Origin of the sequence: Paenibacillus rhizosphaerae (assembly GCF_014192015.1) — a bacterium.
GTDB classification, from domain to species: Bacteria; Bacillota; Bacilli; order Paenibacillales; family Paenibacillaceae; genus Paenibacillus_AQ; species Paenibacillus_AQ rhizosphaerae.
The window spans coordinates 190,081-216,108 of sequence record NZ_JACHXJ010000006.1 but is presented as its reverse complement, the minus strand read 5'-3'; the positions used below and the strand labels follow the sequence as shown (position 1 = coordinate 216,108).

At 56.8% G+C, this 26,028-nt stretch carries 16 protein-coding genes; 6 read left to right on the top strand and 10 right to left on the bottom strand.

Going from position 1 to position 26,028, the window contains the following annotated elements:
* Positions 1–84: 84 nt before the first annotated feature.
* The 4 genes from FHS19_RS28680 to FHS19_RS28665 all read right to left on the bottom strand — a co-directional run bounded on the left by FHS19_RS28680 (position 85) and on the right by FHS19_RS28665 (position 6,756).
* Positions 85–3,342, bottom strand: coding sequence for a carbohydrate-binding protein (locus FHS19_RS28680; protein WP_183585619.1), 3,258 nt, complete (start codon positions 3,340–3,342; stop codon positions 85–87).
* Positions 3,343–3,498: 156 nt separating this feature from the next.
* Positions 3,499–4,851 carry an ABC transporter substrate-binding protein gene (locus FHS19_RS28675; protein WP_183585617.1) on the bottom strand — a complete coding sequence of 451 codons (1,353 nt, stop codon included), beginning with the start codon at positions 4,849–4,851 and terminating at the stop codon, positions 3,499–3,501.
* A 117-nt stretch (positions 4,852–4,968) separates the two neighbouring features.
* Positions 4,969–5,841 carry a carbohydrate ABC transporter permease gene (locus FHS19_RS28670; protein WP_183585615.1) on the bottom strand — a complete coding sequence of 291 codons (873 nt, stop codon included), beginning with the start codon at positions 5,839–5,841 and terminating at the stop codon, positions 4,969–4,971.
* 15 nt (positions 5,842–5,856) lie between these two features.
* Positions 5,857–6,756 (bottom strand): carbohydrate ABC transporter permease, encoded by a 900-nt coding sequence (locus FHS19_RS28665; RefSeq protein WP_076173809.1) that lies wholly within the window; start codon positions 6,754–6,756, stop codon positions 5,857–5,859.
* Positions 6,757–7,656: 900 nt separating this feature from the next.
* Between FHS19_RS28665 and FHS19_RS28660 the strand changes: the two genes are divergently transcribed.
* Both FHS19_RS28660 and FHS19_RS28655 read left to right on the top strand, forming a co-directional pair.
* On the top strand, positions 7,657–12,915 hold the full coding sequence (locus FHS19_RS28660; RefSeq protein ID WP_183585613.1) for a phosphodiester glycosidase family protein: 5,259 nt from the start codon (positions 7,657–7,659) through the stop codon (positions 12,913–12,915).
* 332 nt (positions 12,916–13,247) lie between these two features.
* A complete protein-coding gene (locus FHS19_RS28655) occupies positions 13,248–14,744 on the top strand; it encodes a DEAD/DEAH box helicase (RefSeq protein WP_183585606.1) in 1,497 nt (498 codons plus the stop codon).
* A 204-nt stretch (positions 14,745–14,948) separates the two neighbouring features.
* Here FHS19_RS28655 and FHS19_RS28650 read toward each other — a convergent pair whose 3' ends face one another.
* Positions 14,949–15,395, bottom strand: a complete 447-nt coding sequence (locus FHS19_RS28650) for a DUF6843 domain-containing protein (RefSeq protein ID WP_183585604.1) — start codon at positions 15,393–15,395, stop codon at positions 14,949–14,951.
* Positions 15,396–15,624: 229 nt separating this feature from the next.
* Between FHS19_RS28650 and FHS19_RS35405 the strand changes: the two genes are divergently transcribed.
* Positions 15,625–15,756, top strand: coding sequence for a hypothetical protein (locus FHS19_RS35405; RefSeq protein WP_281382601.1), 132 nt, complete (start codon positions 15,625–15,627; stop codon positions 15,754–15,756).
* A 459-nt stretch (positions 15,757–16,215) separates the two neighbouring features.
* Positions 16,216–16,593, top strand: coding sequence for a hypothetical protein (locus tag FHS19_RS28645; RefSeq protein WP_183585602.1), 378 nt, complete (start codon positions 16,216–16,218; stop codon positions 16,591–16,593).
* A gap of 363 nt (positions 16,594–16,956) precedes the next feature.
* Here the strand turns inward: FHS19_RS28645 and FHS19_RS28640 are convergent, their stop codons facing one another.
* The 5 genes from FHS19_RS28640 to FHS19_RS28620 form a co-directional block, all read right to left on the bottom strand.
* Positions 16,957–17,796, bottom strand: a complete 840-nt coding sequence (locus tag FHS19_RS28640) for a carbohydrate ABC transporter permease (RefSeq protein WP_376771989.1) — start codon at positions 17,794–17,796, stop codon at positions 16,957–16,959.
* Between the two features lie 5 nt (positions 17,797–17,801).
* On the bottom strand, positions 17,802–18,701 hold the full coding sequence (locus FHS19_RS28635) for a carbohydrate ABC transporter permease (RefSeq protein ID WP_094597237.1): 900 nt from the start codon (positions 18,699–18,701) through the stop codon (positions 17,802–17,804).
* Between the two features lie 199 nt (positions 18,702–18,900).
* On the bottom strand, positions 18,901–20,241 hold the full coding sequence (locus tag FHS19_RS28630; RefSeq protein ID WP_183585600.1) for an ABC transporter substrate-binding protein: 1,341 nt from the start codon (positions 20,239–20,241) through the stop codon (positions 18,901–18,903).
* 118 nt (positions 20,242–20,359) lie between these two features.
* Positions 20,360–21,925 carry a response regulator gene (locus FHS19_RS28625; RefSeq protein ID WP_183585598.1) on the bottom strand — a complete coding sequence of 522 codons (1,566 nt, stop codon included), beginning with the start codon at positions 21,923–21,925 and terminating at the stop codon, positions 20,360–20,362.
* A complete protein-coding gene (locus FHS19_RS28620) occupies positions 21,918–23,675 on the bottom strand; it encodes a cache domain-containing sensor histidine kinase (RefSeq protein ID WP_183585596.1) in 1,758 nt (585 codons plus the stop codon). The genes FHS19_RS28625 and FHS19_RS28620 overlap by 8 nt, the downstream gene beginning before the upstream one ends.
* A gap of 319 nt (positions 23,676–23,994) precedes the next feature.
* On the opposite strand from FHS19_RS28620, the gene FHS19_RS28615 reads away from it, so the two are divergent.
* On the top strand, positions 23,995–24,546 hold the full coding sequence (locus tag FHS19_RS28615) for a PadR family transcriptional regulator (RefSeq protein ID WP_183585594.1): 552 nt from the start codon (positions 23,995–23,997) through the stop codon (positions 24,544–24,546).
* Between the two features lie 121 nt (positions 24,547–24,667).
* Positions 24,668–25,828, top strand: a complete 1,161-nt coding sequence (locus FHS19_RS28610) for an MFS transporter (protein WP_183585592.1) — start codon at positions 24,668–24,670, stop codon at positions 25,826–25,828.
* The last annotated feature ends 200 nt before the right edge of the window (positions 25,829–26,028 follow it).

Genomic DNA, 26,028 nt, shown 5'->3' with positions numbered 1-26,028 from the left:
GACATCACAAAGGGGCTGCCCCTCACGGATAATTCCGTGAAAGGGCAGCCCCTCGTTTACTATCACGCCAGACCTACGCGAAAATCACTTTCCCGCGCCCTGCCACTGGGCGATCAGCGCGTTCACATCCGCGGTCAGCACTGCTTTGGCGTCATCTTTGACATTGCCGCTCTGGCCCTTGTTGTCCAGATGCTTCAGGAAATCCTGCAGGTGCTTCACGGCCTGGTCAGGCTTGCCGCCGTCCCATTGGTGCTGCGCCTGCTTCAGCGCATTGGTCAGCTGCGGCACGAGCCCGCCGCCCAGATCGCCGGCGGCGCTGTAGCGGTCGATCAGCTGCTGGATGGAGGCCGGGCCGGTCGTCACATGCAGCTGCAGCGTCGTCCGGGCCGGCTCGCCCGAGCCGCCGTACACGTCGACGGTGACTGTCTGGTCGCCCAGCTTGCCGGCCAGGGCCACCTCGACGCCAGGCTGCTGCGCATCGACCTTGTATTCCTTACCGGCCAACGTCAGCACCGCTGAACCGCCTGCGGCGAGGCCGCCGCCGGCCTGGAAGGACAGCACCCCGCTGTCGTCCAGCGTATCGCCGTCCTTCACGGCCGTACCGTTCACCGTCAGGGCGTAGGCCGGTTCAATCTTGCTGTCCACCGTGATGCCCTTGGACACGTTGCCCGATTTATCCACGGCCTGGAGCAGGATACTGTAGTCCTTGCCGTCCTCGATGCCCGGGATGACGGCCTTTTGAATGCCGCGATTCACTTCCAGCACATCACCGACCTGCTGTCCGCCGCTCGTCACGGTGACCCGGATGTTGTCCGCGTCCAAATCGTATGGGCCGTCCCAGGTCAGGGTCAGCTGGCCGTCACCCCGGCTGACGAGCACGTTCTCCACGTCACCCGGCGGCACATGGTCTTCCACCGGTTCCGTCGGCGGATTAGGTGCCGTAAAGACGGACGGGTCGCCAAAGGTGAACTTGTCGAGATTGTACAGATAGTCCGAACCTTTAAAGAGCAGGAACACGATATGTTTGCCGGTGACCGGCGTCGTCACATCGGTCGAGAACACTTTGAAGTTTTGCCAGCCGCCCGTTCCGGTAACCTTGTTGCTGGCGATGACCGGACCGTTCAGGCTGTCGATGCGCACTTCGACGGTGCCGCCGCTCGTGTCGCTGGCTGCGTTGACATGGAACTTCGTCGGGCTCGTGTCGCCGAAGTCAACGTAGTTGTACATGGCGTACCCGTTGTTCGGGCCGAAGATACCGGCCAGATAGGTCTGGCCGCCGCCGCTTTCGGTGCCGAAGCCGACGCCGTTCGTCCGGTTTTCAGCTTCCAGCTTGGTATAAGCATCTCTCGCCGTGCCCTTCATCGTCGTAAAGGTGAACCAATCCAGGTTGCATGGGAAGTCGCTGCCGTCTTTTCCGTGGAAAATGAGGTACACGTCATGCACGCCCACCGCGAGCTTATCGTCAAGGTTGGCCATGATGTCCACCCAGTTATCCCATCCGCCGAGAGCTGGAATCTCCACTACGCCTGCGGTAGGGCCGTTCAGGGAATCCAGCTTTACCTCGATCGATCCGCCCTGATTGCCGCTGGCGACATGGACCGTTATGCCGGCCGCGCCGGAGCCGAAATCGATGCCTTTATAGGAGGCATAGGCGTTGTTGTGGATCGCGTCGAGGAAACCGCCCTGCGCCTTGCTCAGGCCTTCGCTGCTGTCATAGTTAACGCCTTTCAGCTTGGCGTAAGCGTCGGTGCGCGTCGGGTCCCCGGTGGTGAATTTAAACCAGTTCAAGTTAAACAGGTATTGGTCGTTCGTTTTGGTGAACACGAGATAGACGTCATGCGTGCCGGTTATGGTAACCGGATTGCCCTGGTCATCCTTGAGCACGGTGACCGCGTCGATATAGTTGTTCCACCCTCCGGTGCCTTCGACGTTCAGCGTTCCGGCTTTCGGCCCGTCAAGCGAATCCAGGCGGACTTCGATGTTGCCGCCGCCGGTTCCGCTGGCCGCTCTCGCGATGAAGCCTTTGGCGCCGGCGGTGCCGAAGTCTACGTTTTTAAAAGCCGCAAAGTCGCCGGCTTCGATGCCGCCCAGCTGCAGCGTTCCTTCCAGTGCGCCTTCCAGGACAAATCCTTGGCCGATGTTGTAGCGCTCGGCTTCGATTTTGCCGTACGGGTCTTTTTCCGGGTATTGAATTTCGGCATCCTGCGGCTCCAGCGTATTCAGCGCCTCCACGGCTGCCGCGGACGCCCAGGACTCATACGTGCCGGAGAGCAGCTGGCCCGCCCAGTTGCCATCGACGATGTTCTCGGCATTGCGGTGGGTCCAGGCAAGCTCGGCATTAAAAGAAACCCACGCGTCAAACTGCGTGCCAAAGTCCTTGTACTTGCTTTCGGTCCGCTCGTCCAGCGCCTTTTGCAGGAAGGACAGGTTGCGGAGCAGGATCGTTTTGCCGCCCTTCAGGTCGTGGTTCGGTCCTTCGTAGTTCAGCACGCCGCCGTTATCGACCAAATGGTCTTTGGTGAACGCCGCCGCCTTGACCGCTTCGTCCAGATAGGAGGTGTCCCCGGTAATACGGTACAAGCCTACCGCCGCGCCGATGTATGTACCCTGATTGTAGTGCGTGGCGTCCGGAATCGGCCCTTTTTCCGTTTCGATCCGGTCGAACACTTTGCCGTTGCCGTCGGTCAGCATCGTTTTGCCCCATTTGAAAATTTGCTTGGCGGCGTCCAGATAATGTTGATCTTTGGTGATGTTGTAAAGGTAGACCGCCGCTTCAGCTGCCGGGAAGTTGATGCAGGCATTTTTGGTGTTATGCTCGCTGTTCAGCCACCAGATGCCGCCGCCGGCGAAGTCTTCGTCCCACTGCGTATTGAATACCCAGTCAAAATGGTACTTCGCCGCGTCCAAATACTTCTGGTCGCCGGTAATTTCATACGCCCGCGCACTGCCCATCGCCCACCACATAATGTCGTCGTTGAAATGGTTGTTCGTCCAGTCGCTGCCGTATTTGGCCACCGTGCCGTTATACAGGTCGTCGATCTGCTTGCGCAGCTGACCTTTCAGCTCGGGATCCGACGTATGGAGATACGAGTCCATCACCAATTCCCACAGCTCGGCTTCCACCCAGAAATCCTGGTGATCCTTGCGGTCGGTGTTCTTCCAGAACATGCCGGCCGCCGGATCCCAGAACTTGGCGTTAAACGCCTCGATGGCCGCGTCACCGTCCCCGGCGCTGAACGCATAGGTTGTGCCCGGTCCCCAGAGCGTAACGGAGCCGAGGGTGAGGGCGGCCGCCAGCGGCACGCTCAACAGCCGGGTCATCCGGCGTTTGCTCTTCGTCATTAAAGTCTCCTCCTTTATGGTGGTTGTAGAACGATGCAACGATGGATTATATGAACGGTCCCCGCCTGCATCCGGCGTTCGGATACAAATAAAGGGCAGGAGTTTTGCAGGAGTACAAGTGCCTGAAGGGCGGGGTACCGTTAATCCCGTGACTTGTTACTTGGCTTCCGAAATGACCTTGTTGATCTTATCTGCCATCGTGTTCAGCTCGCTGATCGGCGCCTTGCCCATCAGGACGTTCTTCCAGGAAGCTTCGACGAACGGATTGGCTTTGCCCGCCCAGGACGAGAGGAAGCGGACCGGCTGCGTATCCGTCGATTTCAGAATGTGGTCGATACCTTCGCCGACGTCGGCATGGCCGGCCGTCTTCAGCGCTTCAAAGTATGCGGAAGAGGACGCTTGGTACGCTGCCGGCGCGACCGGGGTTTGCGGCAGCACTTCTTCGTACATTTTGGAATCCAGGAATTTCAGCACTTTCCAGACGGCTTCCGGATTTTTGACCGTAGTCGGGCTGCACCAGCCCACGGCGTCGTAAATTTCGGATTGGGTGTTCACGACCGGCATCGGCACGAAGCCCCACTGCAGATCCTTCGGCGCCGTGCGGATCAAATCGTCCGCAACCCATTGGCCTTGAAGCGTCATCGGCACCTTGCCCTGCTTAAAGGAGCTCATGACGTTGGTCAAATCAAAGGTCGGCGGATTCATGTAACCGTTTGCAATTGCGGCTTTGTATTTCTCCACGCCTTCCACGAACTTGTCGCTGATTTCCACTTTGGTCGGATTGAGGATGGAATCGGCGAACGGAGCTGCCCCCGAGGAGACCGAATACAGCGAAACATAGTACGGATCGAGCGGAGCGTAGTAGCCGAACTGCTGCACGCCGCCCTGCTTGCTGGACAGCTTCTCCATCGCCGTGAACAGGTCGTTATAGGTCCAGCCGATTTTCGGCTCGGTCAGACCGGCGTCCTGGAACGCTTTTTTATTATAGAAAATGCCATACGTATTCAGCAGGCCGGGCAGACCGACGAGCTTGCCGTCATAATGCCAGCTGTCCACGACGCCTTTGTAGAAGCCGTCCATAAACTCCTTGTCCTGATCCGCCTGGGCGGTCCAGTCGTACAACAGTCCCTTGGACGCGTTGTCGAGCAGCATATCGTTGCCTGTCATAAAAATGTCCGGGGCCTTCTTGGCGGTCAGCATGCCGTTAATCTTCACGCCGTAATTGTCGAGCGGGGTAGGGATGAGTTTCACCGTGATGTCTGGGTTTTCCTGCTCAAACTGCTTCATGGACGCCATGATTTTATCGTTCATTTCCTTCGATTCCCAGGTGATCATCGTCACTTCGACCTTCTTGCCGGACGATTCCGAACCGGACGTGCCACCCGAATCGGACGTGCCCGCCGAACCGGCGGAATCGGATGATCCGCCCCCGCCGCACGCGGCGAGCAGGCTGGAGAACAGGAGTAACGTGAGCATGCCGCTAAACCACTTTTTTGCACCCTTTGTCATAGAAAGACCTCCCTGATATCTCATTTCGAATACATAATGACGCCTGTACCTGATATATCATTTCCTTGCATTTCACCGCTGGCAGGCACCACCTCCCATCCGCCCGGGGCGGCCGAGTTATTTTAATGAAGCGGAGTTGACGGAGCCAAGCCCCTGCATGAAGAACTTCTGGCCGAAGAAAAAGATGAGCAGCATCGGCAGAATGTAGATGAGATCCGCGGCCATAAAGAGGTTCCATGCGGTCGCATAGGTGCCTTTGTAGGAAGCCATCGCCAGGGACAGCGTCCATTTGCTCGGATCGATAATATAAATCAGCGGCTCGAGGTACTGGTTCCATGCTCCCTGGAAGGAGAAGATGACCATCGTCATGATGACCGGCGTTGTCATGGGTACGAGCACCTTCATCAGAATGTAGAAGTCCGAAGCGCCGTCGATTTTGGCCGCCTCGTCAAAGGAAACGGAGATCGTCTTCAAGTACTGGACGTACAGGAATGAAAATGTGGCGTTCCCGAAAAAAGCAGGCACGATGATCGGCAGCCAGGAGTCGTACCAGCCCAGGCTCGTGTAGAGGTTAAAGAGCGGGATCATGCCGACAAAGCCCGGCAGCATCAGACTGCCCACGAACAGCGAGAACCAGAGCTTCCGGCCGGGAAAGCTTAATCGGGCAAGCCCGTAGCCGACCAGCACGGAGCTGGCGACCTGGCCGATCGTGCACACCACTGCGATGAACATCGAGTTGCCAAACGTCTGCCAGAAGTTGATCTCCCGCGTTCCGGTTACGAAGTTGGACCAGTGCAGCTCCCGGGGAAACCACTCGGGCGGAATTTTAAACACGTCGTTGTTGCCCTTCAGGGCAATGGTCACCATCCACAGCAGCGGAAACAGCATGGCGATGGCACCGATGGTCAGGATGATAAACCGGATGGTGTCCAGGATGCTGAATTTCCGTCTGGGTTTGTGCGTCGTCCGTACTTCCGTTTGCATCACCATCAGCAGAGAGCCTCCTTATTTCGAATTATCGCTTTCGTAATACACGAACCGGTTCGAATACCGGTAAGTCAGCGCGGTGAAGATCATGATGATGACGAACAGCACCCAGACCTCCGCGATCGAATAGCCGAACATGCGGCCGTTAAAGGCGTCGTTATAAATTTTGAAGTTGAGCAGGGATGTGGAGAAGTTCGGGCCGCCGCCGGTCAGAACCTGTACCTGGTTGAAGGCCTGGAAGGCGCCGATGATGCCGAGTATGAGCTGAAGGAACAGGATGGGCGTAATCATGGGAATCGTAATGTGCAGGGCCATCCGCCAGCGGACGGCTCCGTCGACTTCGGCCGCCTCGTACAGCTCCTGGGGAACAGACTGCAGACCGCTCAAGAAAATAATGACGCCGGATCCGACCTGCCACAGGCCGATCAGCACGATGGAGGGAAGCGCGGTCGTTTCGCTCGTCAGCCAGGTGCCTTCGGGCAGTCCGAGCAGCCTGAGCAGCGAGTTGGCGAGTCCGTACTGGGGCTGATAGATAAACAGCCACAGCGTGAGTGTCGCGATGGACGGCACGACGGTCGGCAGGTAATAAATCGTGCGGAACCATTTGATGCCGGGCAGGCTTTTATTCAGCAGCATGGCCAGCAAAAGGCCCAGAATCAGCGATAAAGGAACGCTCATGATGACAAAATACAGCGTCGCCCGGACCGAAGGCCAAAAGGCCGGGTCCTCCGTGAACATGTATTTAAAGTTGTCGAAGCCGACAAAACGGGGCTTATCGTAGCCGCTCCATTCCGTTAAGGCGTAATAAATGGACGACAACAGCGGATAGGCGACAAACACGCTGAAGCCAATAATGGAAGGCAGAATAAACAGATAGCCTTTGGCCCAGCCGCGAAGCTTCTTTTTGCTTACCGTCATTTTTCATATACCTCCCTCATTCAGCATCCGGACAGGAACGGTGCGCGTACGTTATTTCCCGGCGCCGTGCGTAAAAGTAAAGTATGGTGTACTGCATTCGGAATGCAGGTGATCCGCGGATATCGGTCTGTCCTGACTGCACTCCGGCCCCCTTTTTTTTCTCCTTTCTTTCAATTTCATCTGCATCTTTAGAGCAAGTATCACAAAAATAAACCGCTTACATTTCTCAATATAATGACATAACAGTATACTGTCAATATACTAAATTAAGTTTTTTTGTAACTGTTGTTATATTATTTATGGATTGGGTTCGCATATCATATGAGGTGAATGGGGAAGAGGCTGAATCAAGCGGTTCGGCGTTAGTCATGTCAGCAGCGTGAATCAAAAGCGGAATCGATGCTGAAATGGGATCTGGCCAACTTATCCAGGCCGAAGGGGAGGGCTCGCTTCAGCTAATCACGTATAGCCTTAACATATAGCGAACAAATGCGGATACCGGGCTTGGTCTTTCAGTATTGCCCGAAGAGGAATAAGCTGATTTTGTCATATGATATATCATGTTATGTAAAAAACGGGCTGCTCTTGCGCTTTTGCGCAGGGGCTTTCTTTTTATTCGGGGTGCGCCACATCTGCCGCATTCACCTTCCATGTCGAATGATGCTGCTAAAACAGGGCTTCAAACCTCTGGTTTTGTCCCGATCTTAGTTACAAAGCTCCTATCCAACTATGAAATAAAATTTTATATTGTTATTGAATATATAACTTTATTTTACACAAAATTGACAAAATTTTACGAAGAGAGGGGAGATGGATTAACACGCCATCGCTATACTTTGCTGTCGAGGCGTTCTATGAAGGACGCGAATTCTGTCAGATCGAATGGGAGGCAAGGATGGAATGATAAGAAAACGAACGAGGAGCCTGTGGGCTTCGCTGCTGGCCGGCACGCTGGTGCTGACCCTGGCTCTGCCCGGCGGACGGCCTGTGCTGGCGGAGGAAGCCGGGGCACAGGCTGCGGCAGCCGGAAGCATCGTCGATGAGCGGCAGGTCCAGATCGGGCCGGGCGCGCTCTATACCTGGAGGGACATGAAGCTGGACCGCGGGCTGGAGAAGCTGCACATGGTGGAGTTCGATCCGTCCAATCCGGCTCTGGCGCTTGAGCCCGGCATGACGGACGGAAAAGTATACGGCATGCAGCCGGTCAGCCAAATGGCTGCGGATGTCGACAAAGCGGGGAATCGGGTGATCGCCGGGATCAACGGGGACTTTTATGATATGTCTTCCGGCGTCCCGCTTGGTTTCTTCATGGGCAGCGGAAAAATACGGACGAGTCCGCCCAATGACTGGTACGCTTTTGGCATCAAGGAGGACGGCGCAACGATGTACGGGCCGAGCCCGAAGCTGGCGCGGACGCTGGAGATCGGCGGACAGGAGACCGAGCTGACGTCCATCAACCGGACGCGGGGCAATAACGATCTTGTTCTGTACACGCCCGACTTCTACGGCTCGACCATGACCAACGATTTGGGAGACGAAGTCGTCCTTGACGTCGTGAAGGGAGAGGTCAAGAGCGGGGAAACGCTGGAGCTGAAGGTAGCCGACGTCCATAAGGACAAAGGCAGCACGCCGACGGCCCCGGGGCAGGTCATCCTGTCGGCTTCCGGCAGCCAGCGCGCGGTGCTTGCCGGCCTCAAGGCAGGGGATACGGCGTCGGTCTCCTTCAGCCTCGATCCGGCCTGGAGCGGCGTGACGATGGCCATCGGCGGGTCCGCGCTGCTCGTCAAGGACGGGGCGGCGCAGCCGAACAGCGACCCGGCGGCCCATCCGCGCACGGCGATCGGTACGAAAGCGGACGGCTCCGTCGTTATGCTGGAAATCGACGGGCGCCAGCCGGGCTTCAGCGAAGGCGTGACGCTGGCTGAGCTGGGGCAGATCATGGAGGAAATGGGCGTCGTGAACGCTATCAACCTGGACGGCGGCGGCTCTTCGACATTTATCGCCCGCATGCCGGGCGACACCAGCCGTACGCTGCTGAACTCCCCCTCGGACGGCGGAGAGCGCAAGACAGCCAATGGGCTGCTGCTTGTGAACAAGGCGGCGGAAGGGCCGGTGGACAAGCTGGTCGTGAAGCCGCAGCTGGCCAGGGTGCTGGCCGGCTCGACGGCGGCCTTTAAGGCGGCCGGCGTCGATGCCAACCTGCATCCGGCCGCGATGGACGGCACGCCGGAGTGGAGCGTCAGCCCGGAGATCGGAACGATCGACGGCAGCGGCGTCTTTACGGCGGGTTCCACGCCCGGTCTGGCGGATATTTCCGTCACGTCCGGCGGCGTAAGCGGAGCCGGCAAAGTTGAGGTGGTCGACACGCTGACCGAGCTGAAATTTGGCGATCAGCTGCGCAGCTTCCCGCCGGGCCAGTCGGAGACGCTGAAGGTGACGGCACTCCGCGACGGCCAGGCGGTGCAGGTTGACAACCGCCTGCTGACTTGGAGCATCGAAGGGCCGATCGGCTCGATCGACGAAGCCGGCGTGTTTACCGCGGCGGAAGGCAACGAGCTGAGCGGCAAAATTGTGGTGAGCTACAAGGGGGTGGAAGCTCAGATGGATGTGACCATCGGCCAGCCTCCGGTCGTGCTGGAGGATTTCGAAAACGGCTTGGACAAGTACTTGCCGTCGGCCGGCGCGCAGTTCAAGACGTCAAAGGTAAGCATCGAGACGAATGAAGATTTGGTCCGTTTCGGGAGCGGTTCGCTGAAGCTGGAGTATGACTTTACCGGGACGCCGGGAACTTCGGGCGCCTATCTGCAGAGCGAAACGCAGGCGGAGGCCATTCAAATTCCGGGATATCCCGAGAAGATCAGCATGTGGGTATACGGGGACGGCAAAACCCACTGGCTGCGTGCGCAGCTGCGCGACAGCAAGGGAGCGATACCGCTCGATTTTACCGACCAGAATATCGGCATCGACTGGACCGGATGGAAGTACCTGGAGGCGGAAGTGCCCAAAGGGCGGACGCTCCCGCTGACCATGGACATGCCGGTGCGCTACATGGAAACTTCATCCGCCAAGAAGGATGCCGGGGCGATCTACGTCGATCAGATCCGGGCCTTGTACGGTCCGAATCAGGACGATATGGAGCCGCCGATCCTGAAGGACTTCTCGCCGGCGGACGGGGAGACGATCCGCAGCAGCCAGCCGGTGATCAAGGTGTACGGCGAAGACGCGGGATACGATCCGGCGCAGCATCCGGGCACGACGCTGATCGATCCGGACTCGATCCGGTTCGACCTGGACGGCCAGCGCGTGCAGCACACGCTGTATCCGCCGGAAGGCCGGATTTATTACACCCCGGCGACGCCGCTGGTGGACGGACTGCATCAGGCCAAAGTATCGGTGACGGACCTGGCCGGCAATCGGATGGCCGAGGCGTGGACGTTCAATGTGGACACGGGCGGTTCTAAACTGACCTACGATGCGCCGAAGGAACTTTACGGGGGCCGTACCTACACGGTCGACATCAAGGGCGTGAAGGCCTCCGGCTTGCAGGGAGGACAGCTCCGGCTTGCTTTTGACCTGAGTAAGGTGGAGAATCTCCAGTTTATTCCGGGCGGCAAGCTGGACGCGGCCCAGGCAAGCGCGGTCATCGGCGAGGACGGCACGGCGGCGCTGACTTTCAGCCAGTTGGACCAAGCGGGACTGACCGACAGCGATCTGATCGGACAAATGAGCTTTGACGTGAAAAAGGACGCCGCCGGAACGAATGAAATTCGGTTCGAGTCCGGTAACGTGACTTTTGCCGGCACAGGCAGCGTGGTGTATCCCTTCTTCGGGCTGCCGCTGAAGTCCAATATCAAGAGCGCCCTGTCGCTGTCCTGGAACGAGAACGGCAACATTCAGGGGTACGAAACGGTCTTTGCGGTCAAGGACGAGTCGGGGGAGCCGGTGGAAGGTGCGCAGATCACCGCGGACGGCAGTTCGATCGGAACGACTGATGCACAGGGCGAACTGAGCACCAAGCAGCTGACGGCTGAGGTCAAGACATATCAGGTGCAGGCGATGAAGGGAGACCAGTACAGTCAGGTGGCGGAGTTTAAGGTGTCGCCGCTGTCGGGCACCGAAACGCCGTACAACATCAACGTCGGCATGGGCGAGGATCCGGCCGCATCCCGCGGATTCATCTGGCATACGAGCCTAGCCGTGGAGCAGACCGTGGTAGAAGTGGTGAAAAAAGCGGATTTCACCGGATTTGACCAGCCGAATACGGTAAAAACGGAAGGAACAAGCTATCTGTACCAGACGCTCGATCTGGGCGCGGTCCGGGTGCATAAGGCAACGGTGAGCGGCCTTGAGCCGGGCACCGAATACGTGTACCGCGTCGGCGACGGAAGCGGTCTTTACAGCCCGCAGGGCACGTTCAAGACAGCTGAGACTGATGGCGAGCATACCAAGTTCCTGTATTTCGCCGACTCCCAGGCGGGAGATCTGGCAGGGTTCAAGCTGTGGGGCAACACGGTAAAGAAGGCGGTGGAAGATTCGCCGGATGCCGAGTTTATGGTCCATGTCGGCGACATGGTCGACAAAGGCTTCAACGAGCAGGAATGGAAGTGGTGGTTCAGCGAAGCGCAGGAGGCGTTCTTGAACACAACGCTGGTCGGCGCGATCGGCAACCATGAGGTCATGGGAACGAAGGAAAACAACGATTTCCTGGCCCATTTTAACCAGCCGGGCAACGGTCTGCCAAGCCTGGCGGGGAGCAATTTTTCCTTTGATTACAAGGACATTCATTTTGTCGTCCTGAACAGCGAATACCAGTACGAGGAGCAGAAGGAGTGGCTCGACCAAGACCTCTCCAAGACGGATCAAAAATGGAAAATCGCCATCTTCCACCGCGGCCCGTACGGCAGCATTTACGATACGGCCGACGTCCGGCGGCTGTGGGCGCCGGTGCTTGAGCAGCATCGGGTCGATCTCGTCCTGAACGGGCATGATCATATTTATCTGCGGACCTTCCCGATGATGAACAACGAGATTGTCCCGGACGGGCAGGGAACGACCTATGTCGTGGCCGGCTCGACCGGACCGAAATTTTACTCGCTGACCAAACGGGACTGGCAGCGGATCACCGACGACGAAGCGACGCAAATGTACGCTTCGGTCGAGGTGGACGGCGACAGCCTGCACTTTGTGACCAAGACAGTCGGCGGACGAACCGTCGACGAGTTCACGCTGTCGAAGCAGACCGAGGCTCCGGCTCCGGAATCGGTCGAAATCGAGCCGCAGGACGTGAAGCTGGCTGTCGGCGAAACCCGGCGGCTGACCGCCAAGGTGAAGCCGGATGGAGCGGACCCGAGCGTCACCTGGGCCGTCTACAGCGCCGAGCCGACCGGTGAGGGCGGCGAAGTGGTGACGGTATCGCGGGAAGGCACGGTGACGGCGACAGGTACGGGAACGGCCGTTATCCGGGCGGCTAGCACGGTGAAACCGGATCTGTTCGGGGAGACCATCGTCACCGTGAATCCGGCACCGGAAAGTGAACCGGAATCGTTGTCGCTGAAGGGCAAAGAGGTGCTGAAGGAAGGGGAGACCGATCGGACCGTTACGGAGGCGGTCTATGCAGACGGCACGCGCATCCAGGTGCTGGACGGTGTAACTTTCAGCAGCAGCCGGGAGGACGTCGCTTCGGTGAACGATCAGGGCGTAGTGACTGCGCTAGCCGAAGGGAAGACGGTGATATCGGCCGTTTACGGATCGCTGTCGGCCGAGTATGAACTTACCGTTCAAGCTCCGGAGCAGCCTGGTGGGGGAGATAACTCCGGCGGTGGTGATCCGGGCGACGGCGGAGGCAATAACCCTGGCGGAGGTGATCCAGGCAACGGCGGAGGAGACAACCCAGGCGGTGGAAACCCGGGCAACGGTGGAGGAAATAACCACGGCGGTGGTGATCCAGGCAACGGCGGGGGAAACAACCCAGGCGGTGGGAATCCGGGCAACGGTGGAGGCAATAACCCCGGCGGTGGTGGTCCAGGCAACGGTGGAGGGGGCTCAGGCCACCCGGGCCGAAACGGCCCAGATCTTGTACAACGTCCTGACCAAGCTGGGGCAGGCGGGGAAATAAATGGAGGTAAAGATCCGGTAATTTACGATCCAACGAGTTACTGATCCAACAACAAGAAGACCGGCGGGGAACAGCTTGGTAAGCTGACCCTGCCGGTCTCTTTTGCCATCATCCGATTCGATTTATCGTTACGCCGTGATTCCCCTTGATCCGCTCTCAGCTTTCATAACGCAGTACCTGGTCTATAAATATTGCCGTTGTAGTCCATAATTGAATCATTTTTAAGGAAGTGGAGAAAGATTCCCCTTCTTTTTTTATGTCCATGTGTGGTATCGTTATATATTACGACGTAAAAGAACGGCTTGTGGAGACTAGGATGAAAAGTACGCAGGCTTCGTGATTGAAGAATATAAGTTTGAAAGTAAAAGGAGCATATATGAACTTTAAAGATTTGAAGCTTGACCCGATGATTTTAAAAGCGCTGGCCAAACAGAACTATACCGAACCAACGCCGATTCAGGCACAATCCATTCCCGCCGTGCTGGCCGGACGGGATCTGCTGGGCTGCGCCCAGACGGGAACCGGCAAGACCGCCGCATTTTCCCTGCCCATCATTCAGCTCTTGAGCCGGGAGCCACGCAAACCCGGGGCGGGCCGCAGAGTCCGCGCGCTCATTTTGACGCCGACGAGAGAGCTGGCCATTCAGATTATGGATAACGTGAAGGCGTACAGCCAGTTTACCGGCTTGCGTGCGGTGGTCATTGTCGGCGGCGTACCGCAAAAACCGCAGGAGCGGGCGCTGCAGCAGGGTGCGGATATCGTGATTGCCACGCCGGGCCGGCTCATCGACCTCATCCATCAGAAGCACATCGATTTGCAGCATATTCAAATGCTGGTACTGGATGAGGCTGACCGGATGCTGGATATGGGCTTTATCCATGATGTGAAGCGGATCATCGCCGTCCTGCCGAAGCGGAAGCAGACGCTGTTCTTTTCGGCGACGATGCCTCCGGAAATCAACGGCTTGATTCAGACGCTGCTCGTCAATCCGGTAAAAGTGGAAGTGACGCCGGTCTCCTCAACCGCCGAACGGATCGAGCAGTCGGTTTATTTGCTGGCGGCAGGAAGCAAACTGCAGATGCTCAACCAGCTGCTGCAGGATCCTTCGATCGAGTCGGCCCTGGTATTCACCCGCACCAAGCGGGGAGCTGACCGGGTGGCTCGCGCCCTGAAGAAGGCGAATATTACGGCGGAGGCGATCCATGGCGACAAATCGCAAAACAGCCGGCAGAATGCCCTGAACCATTTCAAAAACGGGACGACGCGCATTTTGGTGGCGACCGACATTGCCGCCAGAGGCATTGATATTGACGAGCTTCCGTATGTCATTAACTTTAATCTGCCGAATATCCCCGAGACGTACGTTCACCGCATTGGCCGCACAGGCCGGGCGGGGATGAGCGGGTCTGCAATCTCTTTCTGCGAAGCGGACGAGCTGCCGTACCTGAAGGACATCGAAAAGCTGATCGGCAAGGCTATTCCCGAAGTGAAGGGGCATGACTATCCGATGGAGCCCCAGGCGGCAGCGGTAAATCGCCCACTGGGGAATTCCGCGGCAAACCGGCAGGGTAAGACGCAAGCAAGCCATTCCCGCAAGCCGCAGGCTGGAGATGCCCGCAAAGGGCGGACGGACGATGGGCAGCAGCGGGGCAAGCCGAAGCAAGACCGTGCCCCTAAGGCGGCGGTGAGTGCTGCCCGCAAACCCGATCGGAACGCGAACAGCAGCTTGAAGCGTGATGAGGGAGGCCATTCGAAGGGAAATGCGAATGCCAAGTCCAAAGGGAATGTAAATGGAAATCCCCATGGACGCCCGAAAAGCAGAACAAAGCAGAGCGGGGTGGACCATAGAAATAAGGTAAGCTCGTCTCATTAACATGGAGTTTAGGCGTTTTATGCGTTGACCGCAGATGATCTGTGACCCACAGGAAGGACACTTTGCCAGTGACCCTCCTGTGGGTCATTTGTATTTTCCATAAAAGAAGGAGCTGATGTAGGGGCTTAGTGGACAGGGCGCGACAGCTGCTCTTAGTGATGGATGATTGGAGGATCACAGCAGTGTGGTTTTAAGATGGATCTATCATGGCTGCTCCTTGAAATGAGCGTAATACTGCTGCTCGGTGCCGACGTAAAACGCATTGATCGTTTTTTCTTCTTTCGTACCGTCCGGATGCTGGATCGTATCCGTGCCGATGTGCTGGCCCTGAATCATTCCCATCCCCAACTCAGTTCGTTGACCTTGATCATCTGCATAATAAAATGTCATCCCGCCGGCTGTCGGTTCGCTTGACGTCTTTAAAACTCCGTTAGTCGGAATGTGGTTTACAATGGCATCTCCCTCTTTCGGGAGCTCGGGATAACCCTTTTGATTGTAAATGACCGCTACCCATCCTGTGTACCCGGCCGGCAGCACATACGTATGGCTTTCCTGATCATTCAGCCCCCTTGTTCCAATCACAACGGCAGCAACCACGATGACGGCAAACACGGCAATGAACACCTTATATGCTCTAATCAGACCTTTCAAATCATCACCACCCTGATTCGTTCATTAAGGTACTTACATTATATTACAAAACAAAGCCCTTCGTTTAACCACTGCCGTATGCAATTACAGGGACGTCCGGACTCAAATGATCTGGAGGTCACGGAACTGAATAAACTGGTAAAACCGTCAGGGAAAATATGGTGTGATCAAGAGGACAAAGTAACCGGTGGGAAGATATGGCGAAGCCAACCCGACAGGGGGTGGCGCCGTGTCTATTCTTGAATTGTTCCTGAAGTTTTTGGACGGAGGACTGAAGCTGGTCGGCATTTTTACGGGCTTGAACACTTTGGTTAACGCCTTGAAGCAATCACGGCAAAACAAGAAAAACCACCGGGAATAGGTTGGGAGCCTAACTATCCGGTGGTTTTTCATCGGTTTGGAAAATCACGCCGTGGTCGCCCACCGGCCTTTGTCAAAGTCACGATGTGGAGGAGCATTGTGGTTTTTTTAGGTTACGCCTTCTTTACAGCAAGTATACCGAAAAAAAAGGGAGGCTACACTGAAGAATAAGCCAAGAAGTGAGAACCATTAGCAAACCCCTATCTTCCCGTAGGGAAGTTCGCATGGCAAATAGAATAATGAAAGTGGGCTATTGGAAAGACACCCATCGCCCGCTAACTGCATACACTATAGATGGGTAAGGTGGCGGCAGGTGGCTTTCTCATTCCATGAAATGAGACGTTTGCGAAATGGTCGTTCGCGGATTTGACATTCCCAACTGTGTTTAGTATCATTACAGTATATTCATTTTGTGATTTTTCTGGTTACAGTTTGTATATACTTAAAGATAGGCGGTGGAATGATGAGATTCGAAGTTAGCGATTGGGTCCAAGGAAAGACGGTAGACGGTGAGTTTATTCACGGATACATTGAGATGGTGGACGCTCATAAGGGCATCGCGAGAGTACGCGTCGTTCAGTCCGACAACGAGGAAGCGGTCGGACGCGTGATCGGTGTGCGCGAATCCTGGCTGAGATCGCTGCCGGTCAACCCGCTTGCAGATAAGAATAACGTCGAAAGCCTGATTGACATGGCACTGGCCACCTATGACGAGGCCTGGTTTAACGAATTGACAGACCGCCTGAACGGTTCCGAGAGCAAGAACGGCAAGAAGGGCGACGGGATCCGGTTGAACGGCCGGCCCAACAACCGTCTCGGTCTGTTTGAGAAAAAGTAAACGGCAGGCCTCGGCAGAGGCACTTCATACCATACAACAACATGATGAATGCGCAGCTTCCGCTTTTCGTTACAAGGAACGTAAGCGCAACAAAGACGGCAGGGATTCGGCTTACAGCTGACCTGCCGTTTTTCTTATCATTTGCCATTCCCCAGTGTCGGGTTGTCCAAAAAATGGGGAATTCCCTTTGTGATTCCGCCGGGTGCTTCTAAGGGAGAAGGGTGGCCGGTCTGTGGAATGACGCTCAGTTCTGTATGAGGTATGCGCGGCAGCATGAAAAAGACCGGATATCCTTGCTTAAGGAATCCGGTCTTTCTTTTATACTGAGCAAGGTGGACGTCTGGTTTATGGAAGACTCTGTAGTTATCCTTTCAGACCGGTGGTGCTGATACCTTCGACGATGTATTTTTGGAAAATGAAAAACACAATCACGACCGGCAGAAGCGACAGTGTGGCCATAGCGAACATACCGCCCCAGTTGTTCAGCGATTCGCCGTCGAGGAACAGCTTCAGCGCAAGGGATACCGGAAATTTATCCGGGCTGTTCAAATAGATGAGCGGGTTGATGAAGTCGTCCCATCTCCAGTAAAAAGAGAAAATCGCGCTGGTGATCAAGGCCGGTCCGATGAGCGGCAGGACCACCCGGTAGAACACGCCGTATTTGCTGCAGCCGTCGATTTTCGCCGCTTCGTCCAGCTCGCCCGGAATGGTGCGGATAAACTGCATGATCAGGAAAATAAAGAACGGCGTGCCGAAGAAATGCGGGACGATGAGCGGCTTAAAGGACGAGAGCCAGCCGAACTTGGCGAACATGACGTACTGCGGCACGATGACGACGTCCTGAGGCAGCATCATGGTGGCCATCATGGCGGCGAACCAGAACTTCTGGCCGAAAAATTTCGTCCGCGCCAGGCCGAAGGCTACGAGAGCCGACGAGGCGACGGCGCCGATCGTCGACAGAACGACGATGATAAACGAATTTTTGAAGAAGGTCGAAAACGTCGTCCCGCCGAATCCCTTGAAGCCCGAAACGTAGTTGGCGAATTCCAGCCGGCTCGGAATGAGGCTGTAGGCGGTCGAGAAAATTTCGTCGTTCGGCTTCAGGGAGCTCGCCGCCAGCCACAGAATCGGATAGATCATGAACAGGGCGAAGATGCCGACCAGCACATGGTACAAAACGCGCTTGGGTGTGGACATGGTCATGGCCGTTAGTCTCCCTTCGTCTCGTAGTGAACCCAGCGGGTCGAGGATTTGAAGATGAGCAGGGTCAGGAACCCGACGATGAGCAGCATTACCCAGGCAAGCGCCGAGGCGTAGCCCATCTCAAAATGCGAGAACGCCTTGCGGTACAGGTACAGCGAATAGAGCAGCGTCTGGTCGAGCGGGCCGCCTTCCCCGCGGGAAATAATGTAGGCCGGGGTAAATGTCATAAATGCCGAGATCGTCTGCAGCGTCAGGTTAAACAGGATGATCGGGCTCAGCATCGGCAGCGTGATGTTGAAGAACCGCCGGACGGCATTGGCCCCGTCCACACCCGCTGCTTCATAGTAGTCCTTCGGTATATTTTTCAGCCCTGCCAGGAAAATGATCATCGACGAGCCGAACTGCCACGTGGACAGGGCGATCAAGGTCCACAGCGCGGTGCTCGGATTGCCGATCCATGAGGTCGAGGCATGGATGCCGATCAGGTTCAGGAAGGAATTCACCAGCCCCTGATCCCCGAAGATCTGCTGCCACATGATCGACACCGCGACGCTGCCTCCGATCAGGGAAGGCAGGTAGAAGGCCGAACGGTACAGGCCGACCGCTTTCGTGGCCACGTTCAGGATCATGGCGACGAACAGGGCAAAGATCAGACGGAGCGGCACGCTGGCCAGCACATACGTAAAGGTGACCTGAAACGATTTGCCGATTTTGTCGTCTTCCATGAACATCCGCTTGTAGTTGTCCAGGCCGAGCCAGTTCGGCGCCTCCATCAGGTTGTAGTCGGTGAAGGAATAATACAGCGAAGACAGCACCGGATACAGCGTAAAGATCAGAAAGCCCAGCACGAACGGAGACGTGAACACGTAACCGGTGAGGTGCTCGTTATCCCGCAGCCTTTTCATTATCGTCAACCCCTAAGCTTACAAAATTGGATACGTACCGAATTGTGAGCGAAAGTAGCACCGTGCCGATAAAGTAACCCGGCTTTCCCACCGGAAAAAGAGGGTTTAGAACGCGCGTTCTTTCGCCTAAACCAAAAGGGAAGGAGCCGAACCCGACCGGGGCCCGGCTCCTTCAGGCAGTATGAGGATTCCCTCCCGGTTACTTCTGGCTGCGGGCCAGGATGGCATTGGCCTCTTTGCGGAATTCCGCCGCCGCCTGGTCGATCGGAATTTTCTTGAACAGAATCTTTTCGCTCAAATCCCGCAGCAGCTTCTCGACTTCTACCGATCCGATCGGGTTCGGCGGGTCAGCCGGGCTGCTGTTCGACTCGGCCCAGGTAACATAATCAAAGATTTTCGCTTCGTTTTCGGTCAGAATCGGCTTCAGCGCATCCTTCACTTTGGAGGATACCGGCACGCCGCGCTCTCCCTTGATCAGCTTGTTCGCTTCGATGTCGTTGATGAAGAAGCTGATGAACTTGGCCGCCTCTTCCTTCTGCTTGGACGATTCCGCGATAGAGAAGTACATGGAAGGCTTCAGAAACAGTCCTTCCTTCGTGCCCGGACCCGGCATCGGATTCAGCTCGAGCGGCCGGTCCTTGACCAGATTTGCCACCGCCAGGAACTGGTTGGACCAGCCGATGCCGGAGATGGAGTGGCCGAGAACGATTTCGTCCTCTTCGGCGACGCCCTTCTTCTGCGCTTCTTTGTCGAGAGAGAGGATGTAGCCCTTGTCATACCATTGTTGATATCGCGTGAAATAATCGATGAAGGCCTGGTCGTCGGCATAGCCGATCGTTTTGCCGTCGTCGCTGTACATTTTCTGGCCGATCGTTCTCAGGTAATACGGAAAGAACACCTCGTGATGGTAGGCGAATCCGCCGATCTGGAAGCCCTTTGCCTTGGCTTGCTCCCCAAGCTTGCCCATATCGTCCCAGGTCCAGTCTTTGGACGGGATGTCAATGCCGTTCTTCTTCATCGTCTCGACGTCGAAGGTCGTCTGCAGGGCGTTGACCCCGAGGTTCATGGCGACGAGCTTGCCGTCGACCTCGCCGCCCTTCAGGGCGTTCTCGCTGACGTCGGCGACATTTAGCGTACCGCTGTCGGTAAACGGCTTCAGGTCGGCCAGCTGGTTGCGGCTGGCGTACTGGCTCAAATACGAAATGTCCATCTGGATGATGTCCGGCAGCCCGCCGGCGACGGCTTGCGGCGCGAGCTTCTTCCAATAGTCGTCGAACGGCGCGTACTCGGGCTCGATCGTGACGTTTGGATGCTGCTTCTCGTACATTTCGATCACTTTCAGGGTATAATCATGTCTGGATTGGCCGCCCCACCAGGCGATGCGAAGCTTGACCGGATCTTTGCTCTCGCCGGCCGATGCGGTCGACGCGGGCGCGGCGTCGCCTCCGCTGGCCGATTTGTCGCTGCTGCCCCCCGTGGAACAGCCGATCAGGCCGGTGATCAAGGAAAAAAGAAGAACGGCGCTTAACGCTTTTCTCATGTCATTTCCTCCCCCATAGGATTAACGGTATATTGTCGTGCTTTATCTGGTACTGCTTACATTTCCAATTATCAACGCTTGCGGCGATCAGGGTAAGGAAAAAAACCGACCTGTTTGTTTAAAAAGCAGAGATGCCGCCGGTCAGCTTCCGGATATATTCCGACGGCGTGCAGCCCATCTGTTTTTTGAACACCTGGCTGAAATACTGCGGGTTGTCGCCGAAGCCGAGCTGCTCGGCCATCTCGAATATTTTGGCGTCGGGACTTTCGGCCATCAGCTCGGTCGCCCGCTGGATGCGGACGCGCATGACGTAGTTGGAAAACTTCTCGCCGGTCTCCTTTTTGAACAGCTTGCCTAGATAGTCGGCGTTCATGTACAGCATTTCATGCGCGACGAGGTTCAGCGACAGGGAGGCGTTGCCGATCTGCTCCTCCACGATGTCGATCACCTTCCGCACGATGGCGTTGTATTTGAACGCATTCCGTTCGTAATTACGCTCGGTCATGTCCCGGACCGTCTCCTCGAGGAACGACTGAATCGCCTGCAGCGAGCCCATGTCGGCGATCTCGGAGATCCGCCTGTAGGCCTCCGCCATCCGTTCCGGTCCGTCCAGGCGCACCAGCGCGGCATACATCGAAATCGCGTACGACTTCGTCATTTCGATGCCGAGCTGGGCCCGTTTGAGCTCCGCGATGAACTCGGCCAGAGCGAGCGCCGCCTCCTCGCGGTCACCCGAACGCACGGGCAGCATCAGGCGCTCTTCGTCAAAGGCAAACTCGCTGACGCCGCCGTCAGGCACAAACGTGTCCTTCCGCGTAATGATCCCGCTCTCGTCCAGATAGAAGCGGTAGTTCAGGCACTGCAGCGTTTCGCGGTACAGCTTTCGCGCGGACGTAATCGGACCGGGATCGCTGACGGCGACGGTCACATTCATTTTGTAATACAGCCGGAAGGTGCGGCGGATATCCTGCAGCCGGCTGTGAAGCAGCTCCTGGTCCTCAGGACCTGAGATGAGGATCAGTGCGTGGTCGCCCAGCGTGGTGCTCATCAGCGTCGTTTGCAGCAGATCCTCGGCAATATTTTTGACGGCAAACTGGTGCTCGTAATCGGCTTCGCCCTCAATATGGCAGAGCAGCAGCCGGACGGGACGTCCGAAGTCGCAGGGAAGCAGGCTGCGGTATTCCTCGAGATCACGCCGTCCGTAGGTTTTATTGGTGACGAACTCGCGGAGGACCTGTTCTTTGACATGGGGGATGACTTTCTCAAAACGGCGTTTCATGTCCAGAGTAAAAGCTTCCCGCCGACGCTCCTGATCCAGCTCGGCCGTCACTTCCTTCAGCGCCTCGGCGATTTTGGTCTCGTCGGTCGGCTTGAGCAGGTAATGCTTGACCCCGTACTGCATGGCCCGGTTGGCGTATTCAAACTCCCCGAATCCGGACAGCAGCACAAATTTGACCTTTGGGTGGGTGGCATAAGTCTGGGCGACGAGCCCTAGACCGTCGAGTCCGGGCATCCGGATATCGCTGATAACGATGTCCGGCGGATCGGCTGCGATCAGGTCGTAAGCCAGCAATCCGTTCTGGGCCGTTCCGGTCAGCTCTGTCCCGAAGTCCTGCCAGTCGACCATTTGCGAAATGCCGTCCAATATGATGCGTTCATCATCCACCAAAAGCACTTTATACATGCTGTGATCCCTCCATTTCTTTCGGTAACCTGATATGAATGCGGGTCCCCTGACCCCGGGCGCTGTCGATGAAAAGCCCGTAATTGTCGCCGAACGCAAAGCGGATCCGTTCGTCGATGTTGAGCAGGCCGATGCCGTTCCCCGCTGTGGTCAGCCTGCCTTCCCGCAGCAGCTCAAGCGTATCTGAGGCCATGCCCGGGCCGTCGTCTTCGACGAGGAGGACAAACGCGTCCGCTTCTTCCCGGCTGGTCAAAGAAATGGTGCATGTGCCGACGGAAGGCTCCAGCGCATAATGAATTGCGTTTTCGAGCAGGGGCTGGAGCGTCAGCTTCGGAATTTTCCGGAAATGCTCCTGTTCGGGAACGTCCATGTGGAAGGACAGGCGATCTTCAAACCGGAATTTCTGGATCGTGATGTAATGCTGCACCATCTCCAGTTCCTCCTTCAGCGTGAGGATCGGCTCCTTCAGGCTGACCGAGTTGCGGAGCAGAAACGCGAGCGCCTGCACCATTTGGGAAATTTGCGTCTGCTTGTTGATTTTGGCCATCCAATTGATGGACTCCAGCGTGTTGTACAAAAAATGCGGGTTGATCTGCGCCTGCAGCGCCTTGAACTCGGTCTCCTTGATCAGGAGGCGGCTGGCGTAATTTTCGGTGATCAGATCGTTGATTCGTTCAACCATAAGGCGGAACGTCCGGTGGAGCAGGCCGAGTTCGTCCATCGCGGGCGGCTCCTGGTCGCCGGCAAGAATGTTGGCTTCGGCGAAGTTCCCCTTCTCCGCGAGCTTCATGCGGGCGATCAAATTCTCGATCGGACGGGTCAGCCCCCGGGAGAAGCGGATGCCCCACAGAATGGCGAAGGCAAAAATCAGAATGAAGACGCCGATAACGATTTCCTTGATCAGGACGATCTGCCTGAAAATTTGGTTGAACGGGGTCACGTTCAGATAGGTCCACCCGGTGGCGGAGGAACGGTTGTAGGCGACAAAATACGTCTTTCCCTGAATTTCCTTGATAAAATATCCGGTCTCGGCAGTGATGGAGGTCTGGATGAGGGCGGGATCGAAATGCGGCTGCGAGGGATAAATCACGTCCGGCCCGGAGGTCACGATGAGATCGCCTTCCCCGGCGCCAAGCTCGTGCACGATCCGCTCCAGGTTGATCCGCATGAAAATGGTACCGATATCCTGCAGGTCGAACATGGTGCCCGAGTAGGAACGGACTTGGCGGGCCAGGATCAGGGCCGGATCGGACGCATCGGGGAAGGTCCAGCGCGCCTGGCCCCCGGCGTTGTCCGCCAGCTTGAGGATTACGTCCCGTTTTCCGGCCTGAATGGGAACCAGGCTGCCGACATCCTGCTGGGCCCCGGCCGCATCGACCATGTGGATCGAGTAGAGGGAGGGCTCCGACCCGACATAGGTGAGGAGCCGGTCGACCATGTGCTTGCGCAGGGTCAGGCGATCGTAATCGGAGTCGCTTGTGGCGATGGATTTGAGCTGGGACTGAATCTGCGTGTCGGTGATGATGTTGAAGGACAGCTGCTCGAGGCGCTCGAGCTCTTTTTCGATCGCAGAAGACGACAGGTACAGCACGCGGGAGGACTTGACGTACAGCTGCTCGTCGTACACCGAGAACGCGTACTGCTGCACGATCAGGGCAAAGGCAAAGGTCATGGCAACGATAAATGCGATCAGGATGGACAGCTTGTTCTTGATTTTCATATGCCTGAAACGGCTCTTCCAAGTCTGCACGGCTACTCCCTCCGCCCGCCTAGGCGGGATTTTTGTACAACATTATGTCATCGCTTTGGAAACGCTGTCAACAGGCGGGAGATGCATAGGACCGGGACTGGGGACGACTTGGGAGCCTTTGGTTTATCGGCATTGGGATGGCCGGGTGTCGTGATTTTGCACGGTTTCTCAGACCTAATCCTTACATGGGATCCTTTGCTAAAGCGTCTTGTTCTATGTGCAAAGGCAATGGAAAACCTTTTAAAATAAAGGCTTGAAATTATGTCGATCCGACATATAATATATATCGACACGACATATTTTAACGGAGGTGAGAACGGTGTACGAATTGTTCGTTCTGGGCGAATTGATGACAGGCGAGAAGCACGGGTATATGCTCCAGGACGTCTTGAACAACGCGGTGGGGCTTGGCCGTAAGATCAGTTCCGGCACGCTGTACCCGCTTCTGTCGCGGATGACGGGGGCCGGCTGGATTCATTTGCGGATCGAAGAAGAGACGAAGGGCGGGCGCACCCGGAAAATTTACGCGATTACCGATGCCGGCCGGGAACGTTTTGATGAGCTAATGAAGGAGACGCTTGAGCCGAACCCGGAAGCGGAGGCTGCACTGATCTTCCGGTTCAAAATGGTATATTTCGGCTATGTGACCAAGGAGGTCCGCCTGGCCTGTCTGGAGGATTACCTGCAGATCATCCGAAGAAGCCGGGAGTATGTGTCCCGGTTTGAGGCGTATCTGCAGTCGCAACGGCCGGAACCCGCCAAGCAGCGGAACCAGCTGCTCCGGATGTTCGATTACCGCAAGCGGCTGGGGGAGGCGGATGAAGCCTGGATCACCGCTGAGATCGAGCGGATCCAGGCAGAGGAAGATTGATGGAAATGTCGTAAAAGATGACGATCGAGGATATCGCCACAAGGATTGAACCAGCACGATGATCCAAGAAGATTTGGAGCGCATGAAATCACTTTATTCATGGTTAGGGAGGAATTCATCCATGGAAAGGCTCTGGACGAGGTCTTTTATTCAAATCACGGCCGGCATGCTGGTGCTGTTTACCGGGTTTTACCTGCTGCTGCCGACGATGCCGCTCTATATCAAGGAGATGGGCGGGGACGAATCCCAAGTCGGGCTCGTGACCGGCGTGTTCACGCTGAGCGCCGTCCTGTTCCGTCCCATCGTCGGCGGGCTGCTCGACCGTTATGGCCGAAGGCCTTTTATGATTTGGGGATTGCTGTTCTTCGTATTGTCCATGTACCTGTATGACTGGGTTGGAGGGATCGCCGTTCTTCTCGGACTTCGCATTCTTCATGGAGCCAGCTGGGCGCTCTCTACCACAGCAGTGAGCACGTCGGTTACCGATATCATTCCCGCCCAGCGCCGCGGGGAAGGCATGGGCTGGTTCGGCCTGGCGATGACGATCGCCATGGCGGTCGGGCCGATGCTCGGGACCTGGGTGCACCAGAGCGGCTCATTTCATCATTTGTTCCTGCTCGCGACCGGCCTGTCCGCCGCTGCTTTCATCCTGGTCTTTTTCACCCGGATTCCGTTTCAGGTCCAAACGGAACGGCGGAAGATCGTCTTTTTCGAAAAATCGGTGCTCCCCGTCACCTCGTCGCTGTTTTTCCTGTCGGCAGCCTACGGCGGGATTACGACGTTTCTGCCGCTCTTTGCCGAATCGGTCCGGGTGAACGCCGGAACCTTCTTTCTCGTCTACGCCCTGGCCCTGACGCTGGCGCGGCCGGTGGCCGGCAAGCTGGCCGACCGGCTCGGCGAAGCTTACGTGATCGTGCCGGCGCTGGCCGTTACGGCGGCGGGGCTGCTCGTCCTTGCCTTCGCCGGCGGGCTTGCCGGCGTCATCACCGCCGCCGTGCTGTACGGCATCGGCTTCGGCTCGGCCCAGCCGGCCATGCAGGCGGTGAACCTGCGGCTTGCCGATCCGGAGCGGCGGGGCGCGGCCAGCGCTTCGTACATGACCGCCTTTGATCTCGGCATTGGCCTGGGTTCCATCGTGCTGGGCTGGGTGTCGCAGTACACGGGGTACAATACGCTATTCGGCGTCTGCGCCGCATCTGTTGCGGTATCCGCGCTGATCTTTCTGGCGTTCGTCCGCAAACCGCTGGCGAAGCGGCAGGTGGAGCAGGCGGCCGTGGAGTAATATGAACGGCTCGACAGGGCGCTGCCAGTTGGTCTCGCCGAGGTGGCGGTACTGGCCGCCGCCCTGTTTTTTAACTAAAAAGAAAGGAATATTGGATGTAATCGCTTCCCTGGCAGGGTTATAATGGAAAAAAGGCTGCGTCTCCGTCTTATGGGCTTAGCTAAGGAGGCACGGCAAAACTAATTTCGAAAAGAGGGATT